The sequence below is a fragment of the Amycolatopsis sp. NPDC102522 genome, assembly GCF_055584485.1.
The window spans coordinates 75,313-96,682 of sequence record NZ_JBVJLY010000004.1 but is presented as its reverse complement, the minus strand read 5'-3'; the positions used below and the strand labels follow the sequence as shown (position 1 = coordinate 96,682).

The following is a 21,370-nucleotide window of genomic DNA, read 5'->3' as shown; positions in this document are numbered from 1 at the left end:
CCACCCGCCGGAGCGTCCATGTAAGACTCCCGGGCGATGTACACCCCGTCCGATCTCGCCGACCTGCTCGAATGCGAGCACCGCAGCGTCCTGAACCAGGCACTGGCCGCCGGCCTCCCGGGAGCGCCGCGGCCGGGCTCCGGGCCGGATCAGCTGGCGGTCACGCACGGGCGCGCGCACGAAGCCGCGACGCTGGACAAGCTGCGCGGCGAGCGGAGCGCCGTCGTCGAGATCGACGAGCGTGACCCTGTCGTCGCCGCGAAAGCCACCGAAGAGGCCCTGCGGGCCGGTGCTCCGGTGATCTACCAGGCAGTCTTCCACGACGGCGAGTTCTCCGGCCGCGCCGACTTCCTGATGCGGGACGACGAAGGCCGCTACGAGGTCTACGACACGAAGCTGGCCAGGCACGCGAAGCCCGCCGCGGTGGTCCAGCTGACCGCGTACGCCGACGCCTTGCGCCGGGCGGGCTGGCCCGCCGGTCCGCAAATGCATCTGCTGCTGGGAGACCACAGCACCCGTTCGTTCCGCGTCGACGACTTCCTCCCACTGGTGGACCGGCTCCGCGCCCGGTTGCGGCACCGGCCGCCGACCCTGCCTGTCCCGGTGTGGGCCGACGAACGGCCTGCCTGTGGCGGCTGCTCCTTCTCCGCGCACTGCGCGAGCGCCCGCGAAGCCGACCGCGATCTTTCGCTGGTCGCGGGGATGCGCGGTGACCAGCGGCGCGAGCTCGTCGCCTCGGGCCTCGGCACCATCGACGAGCTCGCGGCGGCCGCGCCGGAAGACCGGCCGCGCGACATCTCGACGACGTCGTTCACGACGCTGCGCGCCCAGGCCGCGATCCAGGTCCGGCAGGACGCCACCGGGCAGATCGCCTACGAGATCATCGCCCCGGACGCGCTGGCCGAGCTGCCGCCGCCCGCGCCCGGCGACGTCTTCTTCGATATGGAAGGCGACCCCTACGCCCTAGCCGGTGAAGGGCTCGAATACCTCTTCGGCGCGGTGACGGAAGAAGACGGCACGAAGTTCACGCCGTTCTGGGCGCACAACCGGTCTCAGGAGAAGCGGGCCTTCGAGGAGTTCGTCGACTTCGCCACCGCGAGGCTCACCGAACATCCCGGTTCGCACGTCTACCACTACGCCCCGTACGAGGTCACCGCGATCAAGCGGCTCGCCGCCGTGCACGGGACCCGCGAGGACGCCGTCGACCACCTGTTGCGCAGCGGCGGGCTGGTGGACCTGTATTCCGTGGTGCGCAAGGCACTCCGGGTCTCGCAGCGGTCGTACTCCATCAAGTACCTCGAACCGCTCTACATGCCCGAGGCCCGCGACGGCGACGTCAAGACGGCGGTTTCGAGCATCGAGGCGTACGAGGAGTACCTGACGCTCACCGCCTCCGGCGAGACCGAGCACGCGGCCGAAGTGCTGCGCGGGATCAGCGACTACAACGAATACGACTGCGTCTCCACCCTCCGGCTGTTCGAATTCCTCCACAAGGTCCGTGTGGAGGAAGGGATCGCGCTCGCCGAGCCGCCGGAAGAGTCCGATGTGGACGCTCTGCTCCGCCAGACCGAAGAGGACGTCGCCGCTCAGAAACGCGCCGAGCGCGCGGCACAGCTGGCCGCGCTGGTCGATCCGCTGCTGGACGGGCTGCCCGACGATCCGGCCGAGTTCACCGGCGAGGACCGGGCCCGCGCGCTGCTGGCCGCGTCCGTCGGCTACCACCGCCGCGAGACGAATCCGGCGTGGTGGGAGTACTTCCGTCAGCTGGCCGCCCCGCTCGGCGACCTGGAGACCGACAACGCCTGCACCGTCCCGGTGGCCATGGAGGCCGGTGAATGGGTGCCGCCGTCGGGCCGGGTCCGCAAGGCGAAGCGTTCGCTGAGCCTGCGCTGCGATCCGGATCGGCCGCATCCCTTCGCTCCCGGCGACGACGTCCGCCTGCGCTACGGCGCGGCCGCGCGGGACGCCAAGGTCGTCTCGGCCACCGCCGTCGAACTGACCCTCGAAGAAAGCTGCCCGCCCGACGAGACCACCGCCGACCGGCCGGTCGCGGTGCTGCCGGGCAGTCCGGTGCGGCCCTCCCCCAAGGACGACGCGGTCGCGGATCTCGCCCGCCTCGTCGTCGACGCGCTGCCGGTGCTGCCCGCCCATCCCGGCGTCGACCTGCTCCGGCGCACGACGCCCCGGCTGCGCGACGACCGGACCCTGCCCGAACCCGGGCCGGATCTCGTGAACACGGTCATCGAGGCCGTCGAGGGCCTCGACGGCTCCGCGCTCGCCGTCCAGGGCCCGCCGGGCGCGGGCAAGACCTATCTGGCGGGCAGGCTGATCGCGAAGCTGGTGCGCGCGGGCAAGACCATCGCCGTCACCTCGACCAGCCACAAGGCCGTGGAGAACGTGCTTTCCGCCGCGCTGAAGAACGCGCCGGATCTGCCGTGCGCCAAACGCGCCAAACGGACCCCGGATCCGGCCGCGCCCTGGGAACAGCCGAAGACCAACCCCGCGCTGGTGAAATGGCGCGAGGAGCACGACACCGGCCATCTCGTCGGCGGGACGGCGTGGACGTTCGCGAACGCCGCGATCCGCGAAGAGCCGTTCGACCTGCTGATCATCGACGAGGCGGGGCAGTTCGCCCTCGCCGACGCGCTCGCGGTGTCGATGTGCGCCAAGAACCTCCTGCTGCTGGGCGATCCTCAGCAGCTGCCGCAGGTCGTGCAGGGCACGCATCCCGCGGGCGCCGAGGCCTCCGCGCTCGGACACCTGATCGGCGAGGCCGACATCATCCCGGCGGAACTCGGTTACTTCCTCGACGAGACCCGCCGGATGCATCCGGCCGTCTGCGCGCCGGTCTCGCGGCTGTCCTACGCGGGCCGCCTGCACTCGCATCCCTCGGCGGCCGAGCGGGCGATCACGGGTGTCGAGTCTGGCCTGTACCTCGCCGAAGTCGACCATCACGGCAACACGACGCGGTCGGTCGAAGAGGCCGAGGCGGTCACCGCCCTCGTCGCCGAACTCCACGGGCGTGCCTGGACCGATCACGGCGAGCCCCGGCCGCTCGGTGACGAGGACATCCTGGTCGTGGCGCCGTACAACCTCCAGGCCCGCGTCGTGGCCCGCGCGCTGGACCAGGCCGGGTATCCCGGCGTGCGGGTGGGCACCGTGGACCGGTTCCAGGGGCAGGAGGCGCCGGTGGTGATCACCACCATGACCTCGTCGTCGGCGGTCGATCTGCCGCGTGGCCTGGACTTCCTGCTCTCCCGCAACCGGCTGAACGTGGCGCTCTCGCGGGCGCAGGCGCTCGCGATCGTGGTCTGCTCGCCCCGGCTGGTCGAGGCCGACATCCGCACGGTCGACCAGATGCGGCTGGTTTCGGGCATGCTCGGGTTGATGACCGAAGCCGTGCCATGGCACGCAGGACGGAGTGCACGATGACCGAGAACAGCCCGGAGAAGAAGCCGGAAATCCTCGACGCCGAGATCGTCGAAGAAGTACCCACGCCGCCGGTCGAGGTCCCGGAACCGGACTACAGCGAGACCGGGGTGCCCTCGTTCGACCATGTGCGGGACCGGATCGAGCAGCGGTACACGACGTCGCTGGGCTCGACCGAACTCGCCGGCCTCGGCGGCAAGGAAGACGTGGCCTCGCTGGACAAGAAGATCGCCGACCGCGACAAGGCCGCCAAGGACAAGCTGGCCGAGATCCGCCGCGCGATGCGGGAGCAGTGAGCTAGGCCCAGTGCGGTGAACCGGCCTTCGCCGCGATGGCCCGCGCCGTCCGGTAATGCTCGGCGGCCGCTTCTCGCAGGTCGAGGGCGGTAGCCAGCTCACCGAGGTAGTACGCGACCGGGCGGAGGGTCAGCATCCCGCTCCCGGCTCCCGCGATCTCGCCGTCGGCGGGGAGAAGTGCGGCGTACAGGCGTTCCATCGCCGCGCGGTCGCCGAGTTCGATCGCGACGACGGCGTGCAGGCAGGTGCGGGCTTCGTACAGCAGGTCCCGGGGCGAATCCGGGATCGGCGGGACCGGGCGGCACCAGCTTTCGTAAGTGCCGTAACCGCTTTCGCGCGGTTCGGGCGGCAAGCCTCGCTGGAGCCGGTCGCAGTACAGGGCGAGCGCGAGGATCCCGTTGTCCACTCCGGACATGGCCGTTCCGGCGAGCCCCGACGCCGCGGCACGGTAGGCGGCTTCCCCGCCTTCGCCCGTCATCGCGGCCCGCATCGCGTGATACCACCGGGTGAACACGCCGACGAGCGGAAGGCCGTACTTCTCCGCGAGCCCGTCCGCCGAAGCGGCATGCCGGTCAGCGGCCGCGAAATCCGCGAGCGCGCTCTTCGCCTGCACGAGTACGAGATGCCCGAGCACCTCGAACGTCACCAGCCCGTGCCGCGTGGCGAGGTCGACCAGTTCCGTGCCGATCTCGGCGCGCCGCGGTGCGAGCCCAGCGCGGTCGAAAGCCTGCAGGAACCGGGCATTGAGCGCGAACGCCAGCAACGCCGGGTCGTCAAGGCGCCGGGCGAGCGCTTCGGCTTCTCGCGCGGCCTCGCGGGCCCGCTGCCCGCCCGCGTTCCGCAGTTCGACGGCGAGGGTGGCCAGCAGACGGCACCGCTCGGCCACGCGTTCGGCGGGCAGCGCGGCGAGGGTCCGCTCGACGGCGTCCGCGATCCGGGTCGCCAGTTCCGGGTCGTCGCTTTCGGTCCAGCTGGCGGGGACGTCGAAGGCGCCGATCACCCGCGCGGTCAGCAGCGGGTCGGCCAGCTTTTCCGCCAGTTCCAGCGCTTCGGCGCGATGCCGCCGGGACTGGCCGAGGCCACCTGCCACGGCCGAAGCGCGGGCCTTGCCCATGATCAGCTCCAGCCGCTTCTCCGCGTCGGTGGCGCCGGACCGGTCGTACGCGGTGAGCGCGGCGTCCCAAAGTCTCGCCGCTTCCGCCTGCGCGAAACGGCTTTCCGCCCGTTCGGCGGCGGCCTGGGCATAATGCGCGGCGCGCTCGGCATGCGCTTCCGACAGAAGGAAATGGTGCGCCAAGGCGTCGACGTCGTCGGGGCGGAGGTCTTCCAGCGCCTCGGCGATCTTGCCGTGCTCGCGGGCCCGCCGCGAACGGGAGAGATCGTGGTAGAGCGTGTCCCGCACGAGAGCGTGCGCGAACCGGAAGCGATGCGGCGCCCGTTCGGTCAGGAATCCGTGCCGGACAGCGATTTCGACCGCGTCGAGCGCGGCTTCCCCGGCCAGGGCCTCGAGGACGGCCAGGTCGACGTCCGTGCCGATCACCGCGGCCCGGCGCACCACACCGCGAGCTTCGTCCGGCAACGCCTCCACCCGGTGCCGGACGACGTCGCGGACGCCCGGCGGCACCGCGTCCAGGGCGGCAGGGCCCTCGGCGGCCAGCAGGCGGGCGAGTTCACGGACGAAGAAGGCGTTCCCGCCGCTGCGACGGTGGATCACCGCGGCGGTTTCCGGATCGATCTCCTCCCCCGTCGTGACCCGGACCAGGCCGGCGACTTCGGTCTCGGGCAGGCCGCCGAGATAGATCCGCGTCGGCTCGAATCTCGCGGCACGGCCGAGGAATTCCGTCAAGCGGTCGGGCGGGTCGATGCCGCGATAGGTCGCGACGACCAGCACCGGCTCGGTCAGCACCGCTGCCAGCAACGCCAACGTCTCCTCGCCCGCCCAGTGCAGGTCGTCGAGGACGAGCAGCAGCGGCGCGGCACCGGCCAGATAGGACGCGACCGCCCGATGCCATCGCCAGCGCGCTGTCACGGGATCTTCGGTCGCCGGGTCCGCCGACGGCGCGGCGCCGTACCCGGCTCCGGCGAGCGTGGCCAAGATCCGGCTCCACGCGAAGGCGGGCGGCACGCCCTCGTCGTCGGGATTACTCCCCCAGGCCGTGGTCCAGCCCCGTGCGGCGAGACGGGCGGAGAACGCCTCGGTGAGCGCGGTCTTGCCCACCCCGGCATCGCCGGAGACGAGTACCAGCCGCGACCGTGTCACGGCTTCTTCGAGTCTGGCGAGTTCCGCGTCGCGCCCGATCAGTGGCCGCTCGACGATCTTCGGCGCGGACGGCTTCAACCGGGGTGCTTGCGCCAGGATGTCGGCCTCCAGCTCGCGCAGGCCCGCGCCCGGGTCGATGCCGAGTTCGTCGGCGAGCAGTTCACGCGCGGTGCGCAACACGGCCAGCGCGTCGCCCTGCCGCCCCGATCGGTAGAGCGCGAGCGCCAGCAGCCGGGAACCGTTCTCCCGCAACGGGTGTTCACGCACTCGCGGTTCCAGCCCGGGGATCACCTCGGCGGCCCGCCCGAGCGAGAGGAGGGCTTCGGCGCGGAGTTCCCCGGCCAGCAGCCGGAGTTCGGTCAGGCGGGAGACCTCACCGCGCGCCCAGCCCTCCTCGGCGAATTCGGCGTACGCGGGCCCGCGCCACAACGCGAGCGCGATGTCCACTTGCGACAGTGCGGCGTCCGCCCGGCGGGAGTCGAGCAGCTCGCGGGTCGCGGTGACGGCCGCCTCGAAGTCCCAGGCGTCGACGGAGTCCGTGCGCAAGGCGTAACCACGGGCGACCGTGACGAGCAGCCGCGCGGGCTCACGGGGCGCGCGGTCCGGCTCCAGCGCGCGGCGCAGGGCACCGACGAAGGTCTGAACGGCGCCGACAGCGCCTTCGGGCGGCCGCTCCCACAGGTCGTCGACCAGGCGTTCCACCGGCACGACCCGGCCGCGGGCGATCAGCAGCCTGGCCAGCACCGCCCGGTGGCGCGGGCCCTTGAGCCCGACGTCGCCCCGCGCGTCCTCGGCCACGAGCGGGCCGAGCACCCCGAACCGCATCGCCACCTCCTTCACCGACGGTGATCATCGTGCCCCGGCCGCTCGTTCGTCGCTGACCGGGTGCTGATTGGCGCCGGGGACGCTGGCGATCACCAGGAACGACCAGGAAGGCAATCATGCGTATCACCGGATTCGACTACCAGCGCGTGCCCGTGGCGGACGGGGTGGCGCTCGACGTCGCCGTCGCCGGGACCGGCAGCCCGATCGTGCTGCTGCACGGCTTCCCCGAGACCCACTTCATGTGGCGGCACGTCGCGGCAGATCTGGCGGCCGACCACACCGTCCTCTGCCCTGACCTGCGGGGATACGGCGAAAGCGACAAGCCCGCCGACACCGGCGAGACCTACTCGAAGCGCTCGATGGCGGCCGACGTCGTCGCCGTCGCCAAGGCGTTCGGCCACGACCGGTTCGCCCTCGCCGGGCACGACCGGGGCGCGCTGGTGGCGCTGCGAGCCGGGCTCGACCACGCGGACAAGGTGAGCCACCTCGCGATCCTCGACGTGCTGCCGACGCTGGACATGTGGGACGTCATGCGGGGCACCAGCGCCGCCGTCGGCTTCCACCTCTACTTGATGGCCCAGCCGCCGGGGTTGCCCGAACAGCTGATCGCCGGCGCGCCCGACGCGTTCTTCGGTCACTTCCTCGACGCGTGGACCCAGCGGGACGACGCGATCCCCGCCGACGTCCGGGCCGCGTACCTGGAGGCGTCACGGAACGCGGTGACCTCGATCGTCGCGGACTACCGCGCCTCGGCGGGCATCGACGTCGAGCACGACAAGGCCGACCGGGAAGCGGGCCACCGGCTCGCCATGCCGCTCACCGTGCTGCAGCAGGACTGGGGCGCCGCGCTCGGCTACGACGCCGTCTCGCTCTGGCAGGCGTGGGCGGAGGACCTGGACCACCGGACCGTCACGTCGGGCCACTTCATGGCCGAGGAATCGCCGTCGGAGGTGGTTAAGGCGCTGCGGGACCTGCTCGCGCGCTAGAACTTGGGTTTCGGCATGGACCTGTTCGGTGCGACGGTCGCGATGCGTCCTTGCGTCTCGACCGGCGCCCGGGCGTTCGGGTAACCGGCGTAGTAGCCGGGCACGACCCGTCCGACCACCAGCTCTTCGAAGGGGACGAACTCGACGTCGGCCGACTTGAGCCGTTCCAGCGTCGGGCTTTCGACCCGTTCCGCGGCGAGCGCCACCGCGAGGTTCTGCTCGGCCGCCGCCCACGACGACGAGCCGAGGTAGAGCAGCTTCACGGGCACGGCCAGGGAAACCAGGCACCAGGGGCTCACCCGCCAGGCCAGGACGGCGACGAGGAATACGAGCGGCAGGAAAATACCGATGCGCAACGATCCTTCGGCGTTCTGCCGGTCGTATTCCCCGTAGAGCTGGTCCTCTTTCCCCAGCAGCCTGGGCCCGACGTAGTCCAGGTCCTCCTTGGCCGATTCGACATAGACCTCGAGCCGGACGACGGTTCCGAGGAGATGCCATCGGTGGAGGTAGTCGTCCATGGCCCGGCGCCGGTGGTCGCCGCTTCGGACACCGGCGACGATCTCCGGTAGTTCCTGCCCCACCCGCCGGGCGAAATCCTGGAGACCGGTGACGTGGGACAGCACCCTGTCACGGAAGGTCTCGTCCGTGAGGAAGCGGTCGGACAACTTGTTGAGCACGGCGTCCCGCAGAGCGCGCAAGATCCGGCGCCTGCCGCGGTATTTCGGCTCCATCCAGGCGATCCCCCGCAGTTTCGACCGGCGGAACAACGGGGTCACGATCGTGTCCAGCCAGTGCGTGACGGCGAGGGACATCGTGCCGAGGAGGTACGCGGCGAAGGTGACGGCGGCGAAGATCGCGGCCTTGCCCGCCCATGTGCCCAGATCGAGGACGTCTTTGTAGACGCCGGAGGCCTGAGCCGCGGGTGGCAGGCCGGGCCGGAAGGCCAGCCAGAGTCCGAGCAGCCAGACGTACCCCGAGGCGAGCGGTGCCCGGAGTTCCCGTAGCCCTGGGAGAAGACTCGACAGCATGGCCCTCCGCCCGCCGACGACCGTCGCACCAGGCGTCGTCCTCCGGTCGCTCGCCGTTACAGAACGGCTCCCATCCTCCGAACTGAGCCGAACGGCGCAACTCTCGCCCCCACCCGCGCCAATCCGACAGACCTTCATGTTTAGCCCGAGTCCTGCGGGGTATCGGTTGACGGCACGACAGACGAGGGGCACGACATGCAACCCACTGCCAGACGCGCGCACACCATCGCCCGCGATCTTCTTTCACTCACCAGATCGGGCGAGGCCGACCGGCTGGCCACCGCGCTGGTGTCCATCGCTTCGTCCCGCAGGCAGGGACCGGCGCTCGGCGACGTCGTCGGCCGCCTGGTCGACACTTTCTCCTTGGCTGCCAAGGATCGCCGACGTTCGCTGCGGATCCGTGAACCGTTCACCCTGCGCCTGCGGGACCCCGCCGGACTGACGGTCCGGCCCGACAAACTCGACCCGGGGGTGGCCGCGATCGTCCGCGCCATCGCCGCCAGCGTCCGCGACGACCGGGCCACCTGCGCCGACCAGATCGGCGAGGCCTGCGAGAACGCCGATCTCGACCAGCGGATCCGGGTTCTGGCGCATTGCCTGGTCTGGACTTCGGATTTCCTCAGCACCGACACCACCGCCTACCCTCCGGTGCTGTCCTGCCTCAAGGGATCACTGCCCTGACGTCCACAGTAGACATTGCGCGGTTCGGATGACTTACCGCCCCATGTGTGGACATCCCTTGCACGGCGGGGCAAGGTGGAAAACCGCGCACGAAGTCCGAGTCCCCGATTGCGGGCGCACCTTGGCGGCCAGTTCCCCCGACCCAGGAGCGCAGACTTGGACGAGGTAGCGCCTTCGACGGTACCCGCGGACTCCCGTGCCGATGCCACGGCGAGAGGGCTGCCCAACCCGGACAGCCGACTCGTCCGGGCGGCCGTCGCGGGTGATCCGGACGCCATCCGGGAATTGACTCGTTTCCTTTCCCCGCACGTTTTCCGTTACTGCGGCAGCAGACTCGGGAGCGCGGGAACGGGCGCTTGCGACGCCCAGGACTGCGCGCAGGAGGTGCTGCAGGCGGTCTTGATCGCGTTGCCCCGCTACCGGTACCGCCCCGACCGGTTCCTCGCGTTCGTCCTCGGCATCGCGGGACACAAGGTGGCCGACTTCCACCGGCGCCGCTCGCGCGAGCCTGTCGCCTGCGTCGCGGAGGTCGGCGACGGCCTGACCCTCTGGGCCCGCCGCGACCCGGACGAGATCGAACGGCTGGAGCACCGGATGCAGGCCGGGGTGCTGCTGGCCCGCTTGCCGATGCCGCACCGGCAGGTGCTCGCCCTCCGGTTCGTGTTCGGCCTCTCGGCCGAGGAGACGGCCGAACGGCTCGGCCTGCCGAGCGCCGGAGCGGTCCGCGCGGCCCAGTTCCGGGCGCTGGCACGGTTGCGAGCCCTGCTCACCGAACGGAACGTCCGTTACGCGACCGATGTCCCGATCATCGAACAGCCCGCCGCGCCGGAGCTCGTCCCGGTATAGAACCGTCCACTTCGGACGATCGAGTTCTTGTACGGCGCTTGTACGAGGGTCCTCCATCCTGTCCTCCTATTCGGGGAAACCACTGGAGGACAGAGATGAAGATCCGATCCAGGATCGTCAGAGGTGCCGTGGGCACGGTCGCGCTGGCCGGGGCGATCATGCTCGGTGGCGCGGGCGAGGCACTGGCGGCGTCCGGCACGGTGAACACCGACTCCGGGGTCGCGGTGACCGTGCGGTCGAGCCCGAGCACCGGCGCGAGTTCGGTCGGCACGGTCGCGAGCGGCACCGCCGTCACGATCGACTGCCAGGCGAACGGCTCGACGGTGACCGGCAAGTACGGCACCACCGACATCTGGGACTACGTGCCGTCGAAGGGCGGCTACATCAGCGACGCCTACGTCTACACCGGCTCGGACGGCCGGGTCGCCCCGGACTGCGCCGGCAGCACCCTCTCCTGCTCCACCGCGGGCACCGGCAACCCGAGGAGCTGCGCCGAAGCCGTCGCGTGGGCCAAGGCACACGTGCACACCAACAACGACCCGGACTACTACCGCTGGTGTGACCGGATCAACTCGTGGGCCTACGGCTGGACCGCCAGCGGCTCGGAGACGGCCTACGTCCACTGGACCCAGCTCCCCGGTTCGTACAAGCACCCCGGTGACACCCAGGTCCCCGCGGGCGGGCTCGCCTTCTTCAGCAACGGCGGCACCGGGCACACGATGATCTCCATCGGCGGCGGCAAGTTCCTGTCGAACGACATCCACGGCAAGGGCAGCTTCACCGAGACCACGATCTCGGAGATCAAGAGCGCGTGGAACTACACCTATCTCGGCTGGTCGCAGCCGTGGTTCAAGATCAACCACTGATCTCGGGCCACCTCGGGCGCTGCCGGACGACGGGGGTCCTCGTCCGGCAGCGTCCCTCCCGTTTGTCAGCCGCGCTCAGCACTTGAAAGTGCCCTTTCGTCGCATCGTGATAAAAAGCGGCCACTCGATCGGGTTAGAGTTGACGGATGGGCACCGAAGCTCTCGCTACTCCCGTACCCCGGGAGCAGCGTGCGCTCATGCAGGCGATGCTCACCCGGCTGCCCGAGTTCAGCGACCGCCTCGCCCAGTTGCTCAGCGCCGAGGACGAGTTCTATCACCAGGTGGACAGCACCGCGCCGGACGAGTTGCGCAAGGTCTGCCGCGCGAATCTCGAACGGGCGTTGACAGCGCTCGTCGAGGGCCGGGGGCTCCCGCTCGACGCCGCCCGCAAGACCGGGCTGGCGCAGGCTCGGCAGGGTATCCCGCTGCCGTCCGTGCTCCGCGCTTTCCGGATCGGCGGGATCTTCGTCTACGAACGCCTGCTGGAGCTGGCAGGCCCCGGCTTCATCAACCCGGCGCGCACGGTGGAGATCAATTCCAACGTGTGGAAGACCATCGACCTCTACTCCGACGCGCTGACCACCGCCTACAGCGAGGTCGCCGCCGAACTCTCCCACGAGAAGCTCGCCCTGCTGGACGGCCTGCTGCAGGGCAGGTTCGCCACCCAGGCGGAGCTCGAAAACGCCGCGAAGGAACTCGACCTCCCGGCGGCGGGCACCTTCGTCGCCGTCGTGACCGAAGCCGTCCAGCCGGACGAACGCCCCGGCGTCGAGGCGCTGCTGCGGGCGCGGCGCTGGAAGTCGGCCTGGCGGCCGGGCGCCGAGATCGGGCTGGTCGTGATCGACCGCGTCGAGGACCTCCGGCGGCTGCGCGACGTCCTGGGCACGCTGCCGCTGGCAGTGGGGATGAGCAGGCCGTTCAACGGATTCCTCGAGGCACCGGACGCGGTGCACCGGGCGAGGATCGCCCGCCGTTCGCTGGCCACCGGCACCGCCGGGGTCGCCGTCTTCGGCGACTCCCCGGTCACCACGCTGGTCGCGAGCGCGCCGGCGATGTCGCGGGACGTCGTGCGCTCGGTGCTCACCGGGCTCCTGGTGCTCCCCAAGGCCGAGCGGCGGGTCCTGCTCGACACGCTGATCGCGTGGTTCGCCGGGCACGGCTCGGCGAAGGAGGCCGCGGACCGGCTGATCGTCCACCCGAACACCGTCCGGTACCGGCTGCGCCGGGTGCAGGAACTGACCAGGCGCGACCTGTCCGACCCGGTCGACGTCGGCGAGCTCTACGTCGCGCTGGAGGCGGTCCGGCTGGCGGACGACAGGACTTAAGAGCGTCTGTCCGGCGCCATGTCGGCGTCGATGATCCTCGCGAGGTCCAGCAAGGTGTGCCCGAGACCGGGCCGCGCGGTGAGCCGCACCGCGAGCGTGCGGCCGCGAGCGGTCGTGGCGACCGGCAGGGTCACCTCGGGGTTCGCGGACCTCGTCCACTGTGGACGCCGACCGGCCGCGGACAGGACGATGTCGGGGTGCGGGGACCGTCGTCCGGGGCGCCACCGTGATCTCCTGGCGTCCAGGTCGCGGATTACGTTGCCGTGCAACGAAAGCAACGCGGCGACGTCCGCGACGGCGTCACGGAGTTCGACGTCGGTGATGGAATCCGAGTAGGCGCCGATGTCCAGCGCACGGGGATCGATCGGGTCCTGCGGCACAAAGTTCCTTTCCACGCACCGGAAGTCGTCCGATGGTGGGCCCGCTCACGTTGTTCCCGGGAACAAACATGTTTGGCTGCTTGCGCCGAATGGCGGCGCCCGTACCGCCTTCCGGTCGCACAGCGTGCCTGTGACCGCCGGTCACACCTTTGACGCTGACTGGTCCGCAGGCCAGTATCTGGCGACTGATTACCGATGGGTAATGTGGATTTTCCCGTGGTCTCACCAGGAGGACCGTTGCGACGTGCGTTGAGCCTGATCTTCTTGGCCCTAGGGGTGTTCGCCGTCGCCGGCGCGGTGTTGCTGCCGACCTACGTGAAACCCGAACTCGCCAAGGTGCCACTGAACCAGGAATCGACGTCGATCCTCGAAGGCACCGCGTCCAAGGTCCTCGCGGTGAAGACCGAGGGCGGCAAGACCGTCACCGAGATCCGTGACGACGCCAAACTGAAGGCCACCGCCCGCGTGGTGGCGAACTTCGCGCCGCCGGAGATGCAGGAGGGCACGGACGTCGCCGTGTGGCTGATGGCCGTCTCGGTCGTCGACACCAAGGACGACACCGTGGTCAGCGCGAGCAAACGCCAGGTCTGCTTCGACCGCCGCACCGCGGAAGGGTACGTGCCGCCGGGCGGCGACCAGGAGTCGAAGTGCTCCGACAACAGCAGCTTCGTCACCAAGCTCAAGGAAAAGGCCGAGAAGGAGAACGAAAAGCCCGAGGAGATCCAGGAGTACAAGCCGCAGCCAGGCCTGAACTTCAAGTTCCCCTTCGGCACCGAGCAGAAGGACTACCAGGTCTACGACGACAACACCGGCCGCGCGGTCCAGGCCCGGTTCAAGGGTGTCGACGAGATCAAGGGTGTCGAGGTCTACAAGTTCGTCCAGGAGATCCCCGCCACGAAGATCGCGATGAAGAAGGTGCCCGGTTCACTCATCGGCGCCACCGGGGACTCGGTCGAGGCGGGCCAGTTCTACGAGGGCATCATCACCAGCTGGATCGAGCCGGTGACCGGGATCCAGGTCAAGCAGGAACAGCAGTCGCACCAGGAACTCCGGTCGGCCGCGAATCCCACGCCCACTGTGGTCTTCGACGGCAAGCTGGCTTTCACGGACGCGACCGTGGACAAGATGGTCAAACAGGTCGACGAGAACAAGGGCAAGCTGGACTTCATCGGGAGCACCGGGCCGATCGTGCTCGGGATCGGCGGCGCGGCCTTCCTCGCGCTCGGCGTCTTCCTCCTGGTGAAGCGGCGCCCCACCCCCTCGCGGCACTAACGCTTGCGCAGCACCATCACCAGGTTCCACGACGCCACTTCCCGGACGCCGGGGACACGCACGATCCACTGGGCCCAGGAGGGGTGGTAGCGCGGGTAGACCTCCTGGAGATCGGCGAGCGGCGTGGCCTTCCCCCACCGGATGGCCGCGCCGGCCGAAAAGGCGAAAAGGCTCTCGCCGAATTTGTTCTTCGGTTCCTTCCCGTTCTTTTCGAGATAGCGCCGCCGGGCGTAGTGACCGCCGAGGAAATGCCACGGCGCCGTCTCGTGCCCGCCCCACGGTGAATACCACGGGGTGAACGAGGCGAAAATCGTCCCGCCGGGTTTGGTCACCCGGCACATCTCGGCCAGCATCACCTCGGGTTCGGAAACGTGTTCGAGGACGTTCGACGAATAGCAGACGTCCACGGATCCGGTGCGCACCGGCAGTTTCGTCCCGCTGCCGCGGACCATGTTCTCCCCGGCCTCGCCCCGCGCCGTCAGCTCTCCGACGTCGGGATCTATGCCCAGGTAGGCGGCACCCGCGGCGCGGAAGGCGTCGGAGAAATAGCCGGGCCCGCCGCCGACGTCGACGATGGTTCGGCCGTTCAACGGAGTGTGCTGCGCCAATTGCCGGACGGAGTCCTCGGCCAGCACCGAATAGAAACCGTCCGGATCCGTCTGCTCGGTGAGAAAAGCCCGGAACAACGTCACCGATCGGCGCAAGCCGGCGTGATGCGGGATCGTTTCAGGGGTCACCGACCGATTACCGACCATCGAACCATCGCTTTCCGAGAATGATTCATCTACCGTGTACGCACCGGTAACCTAGCATTGTCGCTAACAGGTTGGGAGAACCACGATGGAACGGCCACGTGTGCTGCTCGTCAACTGGCGCGACACCGGACATCCGGAAGGCGGCGGATCCGAGCGATACGTCGAACGGATGGCCGAGGGACTCGCCAAGGCCGGGTACCGGGTCGAGATCCAGTGCGCGGCCTATCCGGGCGCGAACGCCGGGGAATGGCGCGACGGTGTCCGCTATCGCCGTCGCGGCAACAAGTTCGGCGTCTACGTCCACGCGCTCCGGGCGATCCGCAAGGCCCACGCCGACCTCGTGGTCGACGTGCAGAACGGGATGCCGTTCTTCGCCAGACTGGCGGCGGGCTGCCCGGTGCTGGTGCTGGTGCACCACGTCCACCGTGAACAGTGGATCAGCGCGCTCGGCGAGACACTGGGCCGGATCGGCTGGTGGATCGAGTCCCGGCTGGCGCCGTGGCTGTTCCGGCACTGCCGCTACGTCACGGTCTCCGAGATCACCAAGGGCGAACTCACCGGCCTCGGTATCGAGGGGTCACGGATCACCGTGGTACCCAACGGTTTGGACACGCCCCCGCGCGGCAAGGCCGTCCGGGAGAACGAGCCGACCCTGGTCGCGGTCAGCAGGCTGGTGCCGCACAAGCGGATCGAACACGCCATCGACGTCGTCGCGGAACTGGCGCGGCGCTGGCCGACACTGCGGCTCGAAGTGGTCGGCCAGGGCCCGTGGGAAGAGGTCCTGCGCCGGCACGCCCGTGACCGCGGCGTCGAGGACCGGGTCCGGCTGCACGGCTGGGTGGACGAGGCCGGGAAACACGAGATCCTGGAACGGTCCTGGCTGCACCTGTGCCCGTCGGTCAAGGAGGGCTGGGGAATCGTCATCATGGAGGCCGCCGCGCACGGCGTGCCGTCGGTGGCCTACCGGGCGGCCGGCGGCGTGGCGGAATCCATTGTGGAGGGCAGGACCGGGCTGCTGGCCGACGACTTCGCCGATTTCACCGCCCAGGTGGACGGCCTGCTCGCCGACCGGACGCGCCGGAATGAGATGGGCCGGGCCGGCGTCACCTGGTCGAGCCTGTTCGACTGGGAGCACAGCGTGAACCGCTTCGAATCACTCGTGCGCGACGTGGCCGGGGTGGCCATCCCCCACCCCCGGGTCCTGACGCCGCAAGGCTTCGACGATGCCGTCGGCCAGCCCGGCCGTGGCGGCGTCGTCGAAGTCCTTGCGGCGTGCGCGCACGGTGACGGTGCTCGTCTCCCCGACGGTCGCCGCGCCGAACGCCACGCCTGAGCGGCCGCTGGCGGCGGGATAGAACGCGATCGAGGTGACCGCGTCCGCCGCCGAAACGACGCCGAGATTGGAAACCAGGTAGGTCGAACCGAGCCTGCCCGCCAGCAGCCGCGTGCCCCACCGGGCGATCCTGCTGCTGCGGGCGGGGAAGTCGGGTTCCGGCGGTTGCGTGGCCAGCAGCTCGCCGACTTCGGCCACGGCGGGATTCCTGCTGAGCCGCAAGCGGAAGAACGCGCTGTCGTGCTCGGGTTCCGGCGCGGCGCCGCCCCGCCAGGAGGCCCCCACCGCGGCCACGACCCGGGCGGTTTTCCTGCCGTGCCGGGCGTTCCATGTTTCGGTCAGGCGGGCGGCCGCTGCCGCGAAAGCCGACGACCCGAGCCGTGAGCGAGGGAGGATCCTGGCGCTGAACACGTCCCCAGGGCCACTTTCGGCGCGTTCCGGGGTGATCCTCGCCGGAGGCGCGAAAAGTGCTTCCGCGAGCCTGTGGAACGCAGACGTGAGAAAGGAACGATCCGCCGTCCGTGCGCCGATCCCTTTGGCGGCGGACGAGATCGGGACGTCGAGCGCGAGCCCGAGGACGGCGAGCAGGCCGAGACCGTCGAGCGCGCCGTGATGCGCGGCGATCAGCACGACAGGTTCGTCGGTGCCGACGGCGACGCGAAGCAGCGGCGCACCGCGTTCGTACGCCGCCTCGGCGAAGCGATCACGGATCGCCGGAAGTTCCTTGCCGGGAACGGCTTCGACGTCGGGAGCGGCCCCGAGCCAAGGCCGTTCCCCGGCCGCGACCGCCAGCCGCATCCGTGCCTTCTCCGGCGTCAGGACCGAAGACAGCCGCGCTTCCAGCAGGATGCTCCAGGAAACGGTGGGGTCGCCGTAGAGCCCGACGACACGGCTCGCGTGGTCGGAGGCGAGCTGGGACACCGGCTCAGCGGTTGCCGTAAATGACGTTCTCGGGGCTGGAGTTCGGGTTGAACTGTTCCTTGATCTTCGCCTGCACCTGGGGTGCGGCGTCCGGATCGGCGGAGTTCGTCAGCGCGTAACTCCCCCCTGCGGCCGTTGCGAGCCCGATGATGACGGCTGCGGCCGCGCCGATGAGGGTGCCCAAGACCTACTCCTTCCGCGACAGGGAATTCCTGCGTCGGCTCAATGTACGCACCGGTAACTTAAGGCACAACAGTGCGGCCGCGATCGACACCAGCGCTACTCCGTTTGCCAGCACCACGGGGATCGGTGATCGCTTTCCCGTCACGACAGGTGCACCGGGAGTGCGGTAAAGCGTGAGCCAGTCACCGGACCACACCGGTACCGCGCCGGTCAGCAACCGCTGATCGACCCGCCCCGGCGTCCCGTGTTCGACCAGGATCCACCCGATTCCCGCCGCAGAAAGGTCTTGGGGCGACTTCGCGGCGCGGACACGGTCCATTCTGGAATCCTCGCCGCCGATCACCTCGCCGCCGACCCGCAACGTGTCGTCGACGAGGACGGTCTCGGGCAGCGCTCGCGGCGCCGGGTCCAACTGGGTCCGATGGTCGTTCCAGGCGAACCTGCGGAACGTGGACAGCGGCAGCGCGACGACGTCGCCGGGTCTGTCGTCCTCCGCGAGCACCCGATGGACGGCGTTCCAGTCCTCCGGGTAACGCACCGCCTCGATTCTTCCCCAGCCGCCCCAGGCGAGATCGGGCATGGTGAGCAAGGGAAAGAGCGCGGCGGCCACGACGAGCGCCCCGCGCGCCGCCCCGGTCCGCAGTCGTGCGGCGGCGGCCTCGACCGCCAGCGCGAACCCGAGCGCGACCGGAAGCGCCCACCAGGCCACCCATTTCTGCGCGTCGCGCAGCAGTCCCGCGCCGGGAACGTGCTCCATCGCCCAGGACAGCGCGGGTTCGCCGAACGGCATCGTCGCCAGCGCGGCGAGCACGACACCGAGAACTCCCAGCACCAGCAACGCTCTCGCCGGAGGTGTCCCCCACCTTCGCGCCAGGGGCCGAAGCCCGGCCAGCCCGACGGCGACCGTGACGAGGATCAGCACCGGTGCCATCGGCGCGCCGCGGCTGCCGGGGACGACGTCGCCGTTCCAGATGCCGCCGAGCCCCAGCACGCTCAGGATCGCCGGGCCCCAGCTTTCCGCGCGAGCGCTGAACGCGGCCACCCCGGCGGGATCGGACAGCGTGCCGCCGTCGTGCAGGAGCGTCGGCACGAGCCACGGCAGGTTGAGCACCACGGCGATACCGACGGTATGGCCGAGTTTTCGGGGTCCGGCCAGGACGATCGCGGTGAGCGCGGCCAGCACTCCGCCCGGCGGGGTGAGCACCGCGGGGGCGCAGGCGAGCACCAGTCGCGCGAGCGCCCTCGGCTCGCTTCCGCGCAGGGAAAGCGCGGCGCGCACGATCCACGGGAGGCAGGCGTAGGTGAGCAAGAGCGGCCAATGCCCGATGAACAACCGCTCCGCGAAGTAGGACGTCCACGCGTAGGCGGTGGCAGCGACGATCCGCGTACCGAGTTGCTCCGTCGGGACCAGCCGCGCTGCGCCGTATGCCGCTCCGAAAAGCGAGAGGAACAAGACGATTTTCTGGACGACATCACCGGGAACGACCGCTGTCGCGAGCGCGATCACGGCGTCGGCGGGGACCGAACGCGGCAGGGCCGAGCCGAGGCCGAGCGCGTCCGGGACGAGCGACTGACGCTGGGCGAACACCATGTCGTAGCTCAGGACGAAACCGCGTCCCAGCACCGGCAGGAACACCAGCAACGCCAGTCCCGCCGACACCGCGGCCAGGACGAGACGTTCGCGCCGTGTGTCCAAATGCTTCTTCCCTTTCCGCCTCGATCGCGGTTATGGTCGCTCGATTACTCGCCGGTAATCTTGGAGCGCCTTTGAGCGTAGACGTCGAGGCCGACCAGGCCAGAACGGACAAGCGTGTCGCGGCGATCCTCGTTTCGCTCGCGCTGGCGGCGAACAACGCCGGCGCCTACGCGCTGAGCATCGTCGCCGCCCGGCTGCTCGCGCCCGGCGCGTTCGGTGAGCTGAGCTCACTGCTGGCGGTGCTGGTGATCGGCGTCGTGCCCGCGATGGGCCTGCAGACCGTGGTCGCGCTGCGCGTCGCGCGGCAGCGTTCATCAAAAGAGCCACAAGACAGCGGGACACTCTTGGCGCTCGGCCTCACCACGAGCGCCATCGTCGCGGCCATCGGCCTGATCCTGGCGCCGGTACTGGTTTTCGTGCTGCACCTCGGCTCCGTGGTGCCCGCGCTGCTGCTCGCCGTCACCCTCGGCCCGCTGACGCTGCTCGGCCTCTTCCATGGACTGTTGCAGGGCAGCGGCCGGTTCGCGCTGCTGGCCGGGCTCATGGCGCTGGAAGGCGTGGGCAAGGTCGGCGGCTCGCTGCTCGGACTCGTCATCGGCGGCGACGCCACCGGCGCGCTGACCGGGACCGCGATCGGCTCGTACCTGGTGATCTTCTGCGGATGGATCCTCTGTGGACGGCCGCGACCGCGGAAAGCGGGCAGGCAAGCGGGCGACGTCCTGCACGCGGCGCAGGCGATGCTGGCACTCGTCCTGCTGGTGAACCTCGACCTGGTCCTGGCACGCCACACCCTCCCCGCGAACGAGGCGGGCGAATACGCGCTCGGTGCCATCGTCACGAAAATCGCCTACTGGCTCCCCCAAGCCGTCGGTGTCCTCGTGCTTCCCCGGTTCGCGAACGGCGACGACCGCCGCCGCATCCTGCCCGCCGCCCTCGCCGTCTGCGCCGCCCTCGACGCCGTCGTCCTCCTCGTCTCCGTTGTCGTCGGCCCGCGTCTGCTCGCCTTCATCGGCGGCTCCGGCTACGCCGCCAGCACCATGCCGGTCTGGCCGTTCGCGCTCGCCGGGTCGATGCTCGCGCTGGTGCAGATCCTGCTGTTCTCCCGCCTCGCCGCCGGCGACCGGCGGGTGACCGTGCTGATGTGGGCGACCGTGGTCGTGGAGACGGTGCTGGTGACTGCTTGGCTGCACTCGTCGGCCGCTCAGGTGGTCACTGTCGCTGCTTGTTGCGCTGGGGCGCTGGCTCTCTCCGGTGCCGTACTGGAACTGCGGTCACGCAGGTGACTGTGTGGACACGCCGGGTCGCGGACGCCGCCGCGCGCTCGCGAACGCCGCTCTGAGTTCGGCCAAGACGGCGTCCGGTTCCGACCGAAGCCGGGACGGCAACGTCTGGAGGACCACGATCCCGGAAGCGGCGTAGCGAGCGTTTCGCGCGAGGGTCGCGCGGAAGTGGTCACCTTCGGCGTGATAGCCGCGGGAATCGATTTCCCAGGCGAGCGCCACCTCGTCGCACCAGCCGTCCGGCTTCGCGACGAACCGGCCCGCCGCATCGAAGACCTTCACATTCCAGTGGAACTCCGGCAGTCCTGAACGCGCCCACAGGTTCCACGCGTCGGCCTCGGCGACTGAATGCGCACCACCCGAGATCGGTGCCAACGCCCGCAGCAGCCTCCCGTCGCTTCGAGAGCGCTCGTCGATTTCGACGGCGAGCGCCCACGGCAGGCAATGCCGCGTTTGCACCGCTTCGGCCATCATCGCCACGATCGCGTCCGGGTCGGACGTTCGGCGTGCCGCGTCGATCACCGCTCGCGGTACGGGAGCGGTGGGCACACCCGCTCTGAGCCTGGGCACGGGCACGCGCCGCGTCCGTTCGATATGGACGAACCCGGTACTGGCGATCGCCCGTCCGGCGGGCACGAGGAGGTGCACGTCATCGGAAGCCGGAAGATTTCTCAGGCCGTAGCGCCGGAGTGCGGACACACCCGTGAGCACCGAGCCCTCACGGGCATGGAGCAAACCCGCTTCGATCCGCTGCTCATCGGTCGGTTCTCCGGCCCCGAGCAACACGACGCCGGGCAGCAGCATCCGCCAGACACCGCCGGGCCCGCAACGGCGCCAGATCGTTCTCCTGGGCACGCCGAGCTCTTCGAGTCGCTTGACCCCGACCACGACCGGGCCCTTCGTCAACAGTGGGTGCTGCGCCCACTCCCCTCTTCGCACCTGACCAGCTTGAGCCTGGCCACCGACAGAAACCGCGAATCCACGTCGTGACAGGTCCGCTCAGGAGGG

The 21,370-nt window shown here is 70.0% G+C and carries 17 protein-coding genes; 10 read left to right on the top strand and 7 right to left on the bottom strand.

The features are described from left to right. Window positions 1-36: 36 nt before the first annotated feature. Together ACZ6YV_RS13320 and ACZ6YV_RS13315 are read left to right on the top strand one after the other, a co-directional pair. On the top strand, window positions 37-3,432 hold the full coding sequence (locus tag ACZ6YV_RS13320; RefSeq protein ID WP_465509812.1) for a TM0106 family RecB-like putative nuclease: 3,396 nt from the start codon (window positions 37-39) through the stop codon (window positions 3,430-3,432). Next, window positions 3,429-3,725 carry a hypothetical protein gene (locus tag ACZ6YV_RS13315; protein ID WP_465509811.1) on the top strand — a complete coding sequence of 99 codons (297 nt, stop codon included), beginning with the start codon at window positions 3,429-3,431 and terminating at the stop codon, window positions 3,723-3,725. The genes ACZ6YV_RS13320 and ACZ6YV_RS13315 overlap by 4 nt, the downstream gene beginning before the upstream one ends. A gap of 1 nt (window position 3,726) precedes the next feature. Here ACZ6YV_RS13315 and ACZ6YV_RS13310 read toward each other — a convergent pair whose 3' ends face one another. Further along, window positions 3,727-6,810 (bottom strand): BTAD domain-containing putative transcriptional regulator, encoded by a 3,084-nt coding sequence (locus ACZ6YV_RS13310; RefSeq protein ID WP_465509810.1) that lies wholly within the window; start codon window positions 6,808-6,810, stop codon window positions 3,727-3,729. Between the two features lie 116 nt (window positions 6,811-6,926). Between ACZ6YV_RS13310 and ACZ6YV_RS13305 the strand changes: the two genes are divergently transcribed. Next, entirely contained in the window at window positions 6,927-7,796 is an 870-nt protein-coding gene (locus ACZ6YV_RS13305) for an alpha/beta fold hydrolase (protein WP_465509809.1), read from the top strand. Here the strand turns inward: ACZ6YV_RS13305 and ACZ6YV_RS13300 are convergent. Then, on the bottom strand, window positions 7,793-8,824 hold the full coding sequence (locus ACZ6YV_RS13300) for a hypothetical protein (RefSeq protein WP_465509808.1): 1,032 nt from the start codon (window positions 8,822-8,824) through the stop codon (window positions 7,793-7,795). The two genes, ACZ6YV_RS13305 and ACZ6YV_RS13300, sit on opposite strands and share 4 nt — an antisense overlap. A 195-nt stretch (window positions 8,825-9,019) precedes the next feature. On the opposite strand from ACZ6YV_RS13300, the gene ACZ6YV_RS13295 reads away from it, so the two are divergent. The 4 genes from ACZ6YV_RS13295 (at window position 9,020) to ACZ6YV_RS13280 (ending at window position 12,542) form a co-directional block, all read left to right on the top strand. Then, complete coding sequence (locus ACZ6YV_RS13295; RefSeq protein WP_465509807.1) at window positions 9,020-9,505, top strand: hypothetical protein; 486 nt, start codon at window positions 9,020-9,022, stop codon at window positions 9,503-9,505. Window positions 9,506-9,661: 156 nt separating this feature from the next. Beyond that, entirely contained in the window at window positions 9,662-10,351 is a 690-nt protein-coding gene (locus ACZ6YV_RS13290; RefSeq protein WP_465509806.1) for a sigma-70 family RNA polymerase sigma factor, read from the top strand. Between the two features lie 95 nt (window positions 10,352-10,446). Then, on the top strand, window positions 10,447-11,217 hold the full coding sequence (locus ACZ6YV_RS13285) for a hypothetical protein (protein WP_465509805.1): 771 nt from the start codon (window positions 10,447-10,449) through the stop codon (window positions 11,215-11,217). 146 nt (window positions 11,218-11,363) lie between these two features. Further along, window positions 11,364-12,542: a PucR family transcriptional regulator gene (locus tag ACZ6YV_RS13280; protein WP_465509804.1), complete on the top strand. Its 1,179-nt coding sequence runs from the start codon at window positions 11,364-11,366 to the stop codon at window positions 12,540-12,542. Here ACZ6YV_RS13280 and ACZ6YV_RS13275 read toward each other — a convergent pair. Continuing rightward, entirely contained in the window at window positions 12,539-12,922 is a 384-nt protein-coding gene (locus ACZ6YV_RS13275) for a hypothetical protein (protein ID WP_465509803.1), read from the bottom strand. The two genes, ACZ6YV_RS13280 and ACZ6YV_RS13275, sit on opposite strands and share 4 nt — an antisense overlap. Window positions 12,923-13,159: 237 nt before the next feature. On the opposite strand from ACZ6YV_RS13275, the gene pgfA reads away from it, so the two are divergent. Next, a complete protein-coding gene (gene pgfA / locus ACZ6YV_RS13270) occupies window positions 13,160-14,194 on the top strand; it encodes a cell envelope lipid trafficking protein PgfA (protein ID WP_465509802.1) in 1,035 nt (344 codons plus the stop codon). Here pgfA and ACZ6YV_RS13265 read toward each other — a convergent pair. Then, the gene (locus ACZ6YV_RS13265) at window positions 14,191-14,886 is read right to left on the bottom strand and encodes a class I SAM-dependent methyltransferase (RefSeq protein WP_465510179.1); all 696 of its coding nucleotides are present in this window, start codon (window positions 14,884-14,886) and stop codon (window positions 14,191-14,193) included. The two genes, pgfA and ACZ6YV_RS13265, sit on opposite strands and share 4 nt — an antisense overlap. A gap of 163 nt (window positions 14,887-15,049) precedes the next feature. On the opposite strand from ACZ6YV_RS13265, the gene ACZ6YV_RS13260 reads away from it, so the two are divergent. Continuing rightward, window positions 15,050-16,282 (top strand): glycosyltransferase family 4 protein, encoded by a 1,233-nt coding sequence (locus ACZ6YV_RS13260; protein ID WP_465510178.1) that lies wholly within the window; start codon window positions 15,050-15,052, stop codon window positions 16,280-16,282. A gap of 925 nt (window positions 16,283-17,207) precedes the next feature. Here the strand turns inward: ACZ6YV_RS13260 and ACZ6YV_RS13255 are convergent. Beyond that, window positions 17,208-17,387, bottom strand: a complete 180-nt coding sequence (locus ACZ6YV_RS13255) for a hypothetical protein (protein ID WP_378245216.1) — start codon at window positions 17,385-17,387, stop codon at window positions 17,208-17,210. Between the two features lie 3 nt (window positions 17,388-17,390). After that, a complete protein-coding gene (locus ACZ6YV_RS13250; RefSeq protein WP_465509801.1) occupies window positions 17,391-19,082 on the bottom strand; it encodes an MmpA family trehalose lipid delivery protein in 1,692 nt (563 codons plus the stop codon). Between the two features lie 71 nt (window positions 19,083-19,153). Between ACZ6YV_RS13250 and ACZ6YV_RS13245 the strand changes: the two genes are divergently transcribed. After that, on the top strand, window positions 19,154-20,365 hold the full coding sequence (locus ACZ6YV_RS13245; protein ID WP_465509800.1) for a lipopolysaccharide biosynthesis protein: 1,212 nt from the start codon (window positions 19,154-19,156) through the stop codon (window positions 20,363-20,365). Here the strand turns inward: ACZ6YV_RS13245 and ACZ6YV_RS13240 are convergent. Then, on the bottom strand, window positions 20,354-21,301 hold the full coding sequence (locus ACZ6YV_RS13240) for a hypothetical protein (RefSeq protein ID WP_465509799.1): 948 nt from the start codon (window positions 21,299-21,301) through the stop codon (window positions 20,354-20,356). The genes ACZ6YV_RS13245 and ACZ6YV_RS13240 overlap by 12 nt on opposite strands. Window positions 21,302-21,370 lie beyond the last annotated feature (69 nt).

What these genes read in the sequence shown, in the direction of transcription:
- ACZ6YV_RS13315 (WP_465509811.1), top strand. Translation starts at nt 3,429, where the DNA reads ATGACCGAGAACAGCCCGGAGAAGAAGCCGGAAATCCTCGACGCCGAG.
- ACZ6YV_RS13305 (WP_465509809.1), top strand. Translation starts at nt 6,927, where the DNA reads ATGCGTATCACCGGATTCGACTACCAGCGCGTGCCCGTGGCGGACGGG.
- ACZ6YV_RS13295 (WP_465509807.1), top strand. Translation starts at nt 9,020, where the DNA reads ATGCAACCCACTGCCAGACGCGCGCACACCATCGCCCGCGATCTTCTT.
- ACZ6YV_RS13300 (WP_465509808.1), bottom strand. Translation starts at nt 8,824, where the DNA reads ATGCTGTCGAGTCTTCTCCCAGGGCTACGGGAACTCCGGGCACCGCTC.
- ACZ6YV_RS13320 (WP_465509812.1), top strand. Translation starts at nt 37, where the DNA reads ATGTACACCCCGTCCGATCTCGCCGACCTGCTCGAATGCGAGCACCGC.
- ACZ6YV_RS13280 (WP_465509804.1), top strand. Translation starts at nt 11,364, where the DNA reads ATGGGCACCGAAGCTCTCGCTACTCCCGTACCCCGGGAGCAGCGTGCG.
- ACZ6YV_RS13285 (WP_465509805.1), top strand. Translation starts at nt 10,447, where the DNA reads ATGAAGATCCGATCCAGGATCGTCAGAGGTGCCGTGGGCACGGTCGCG.
- ACZ6YV_RS13310 (WP_465509810.1), bottom strand. Translation starts at nt 6,810, where the DNA reads ATGCGGTTCGGGGTGCTCGGCCCGCTCGTGGCCGAGGACGCGCGGGGC.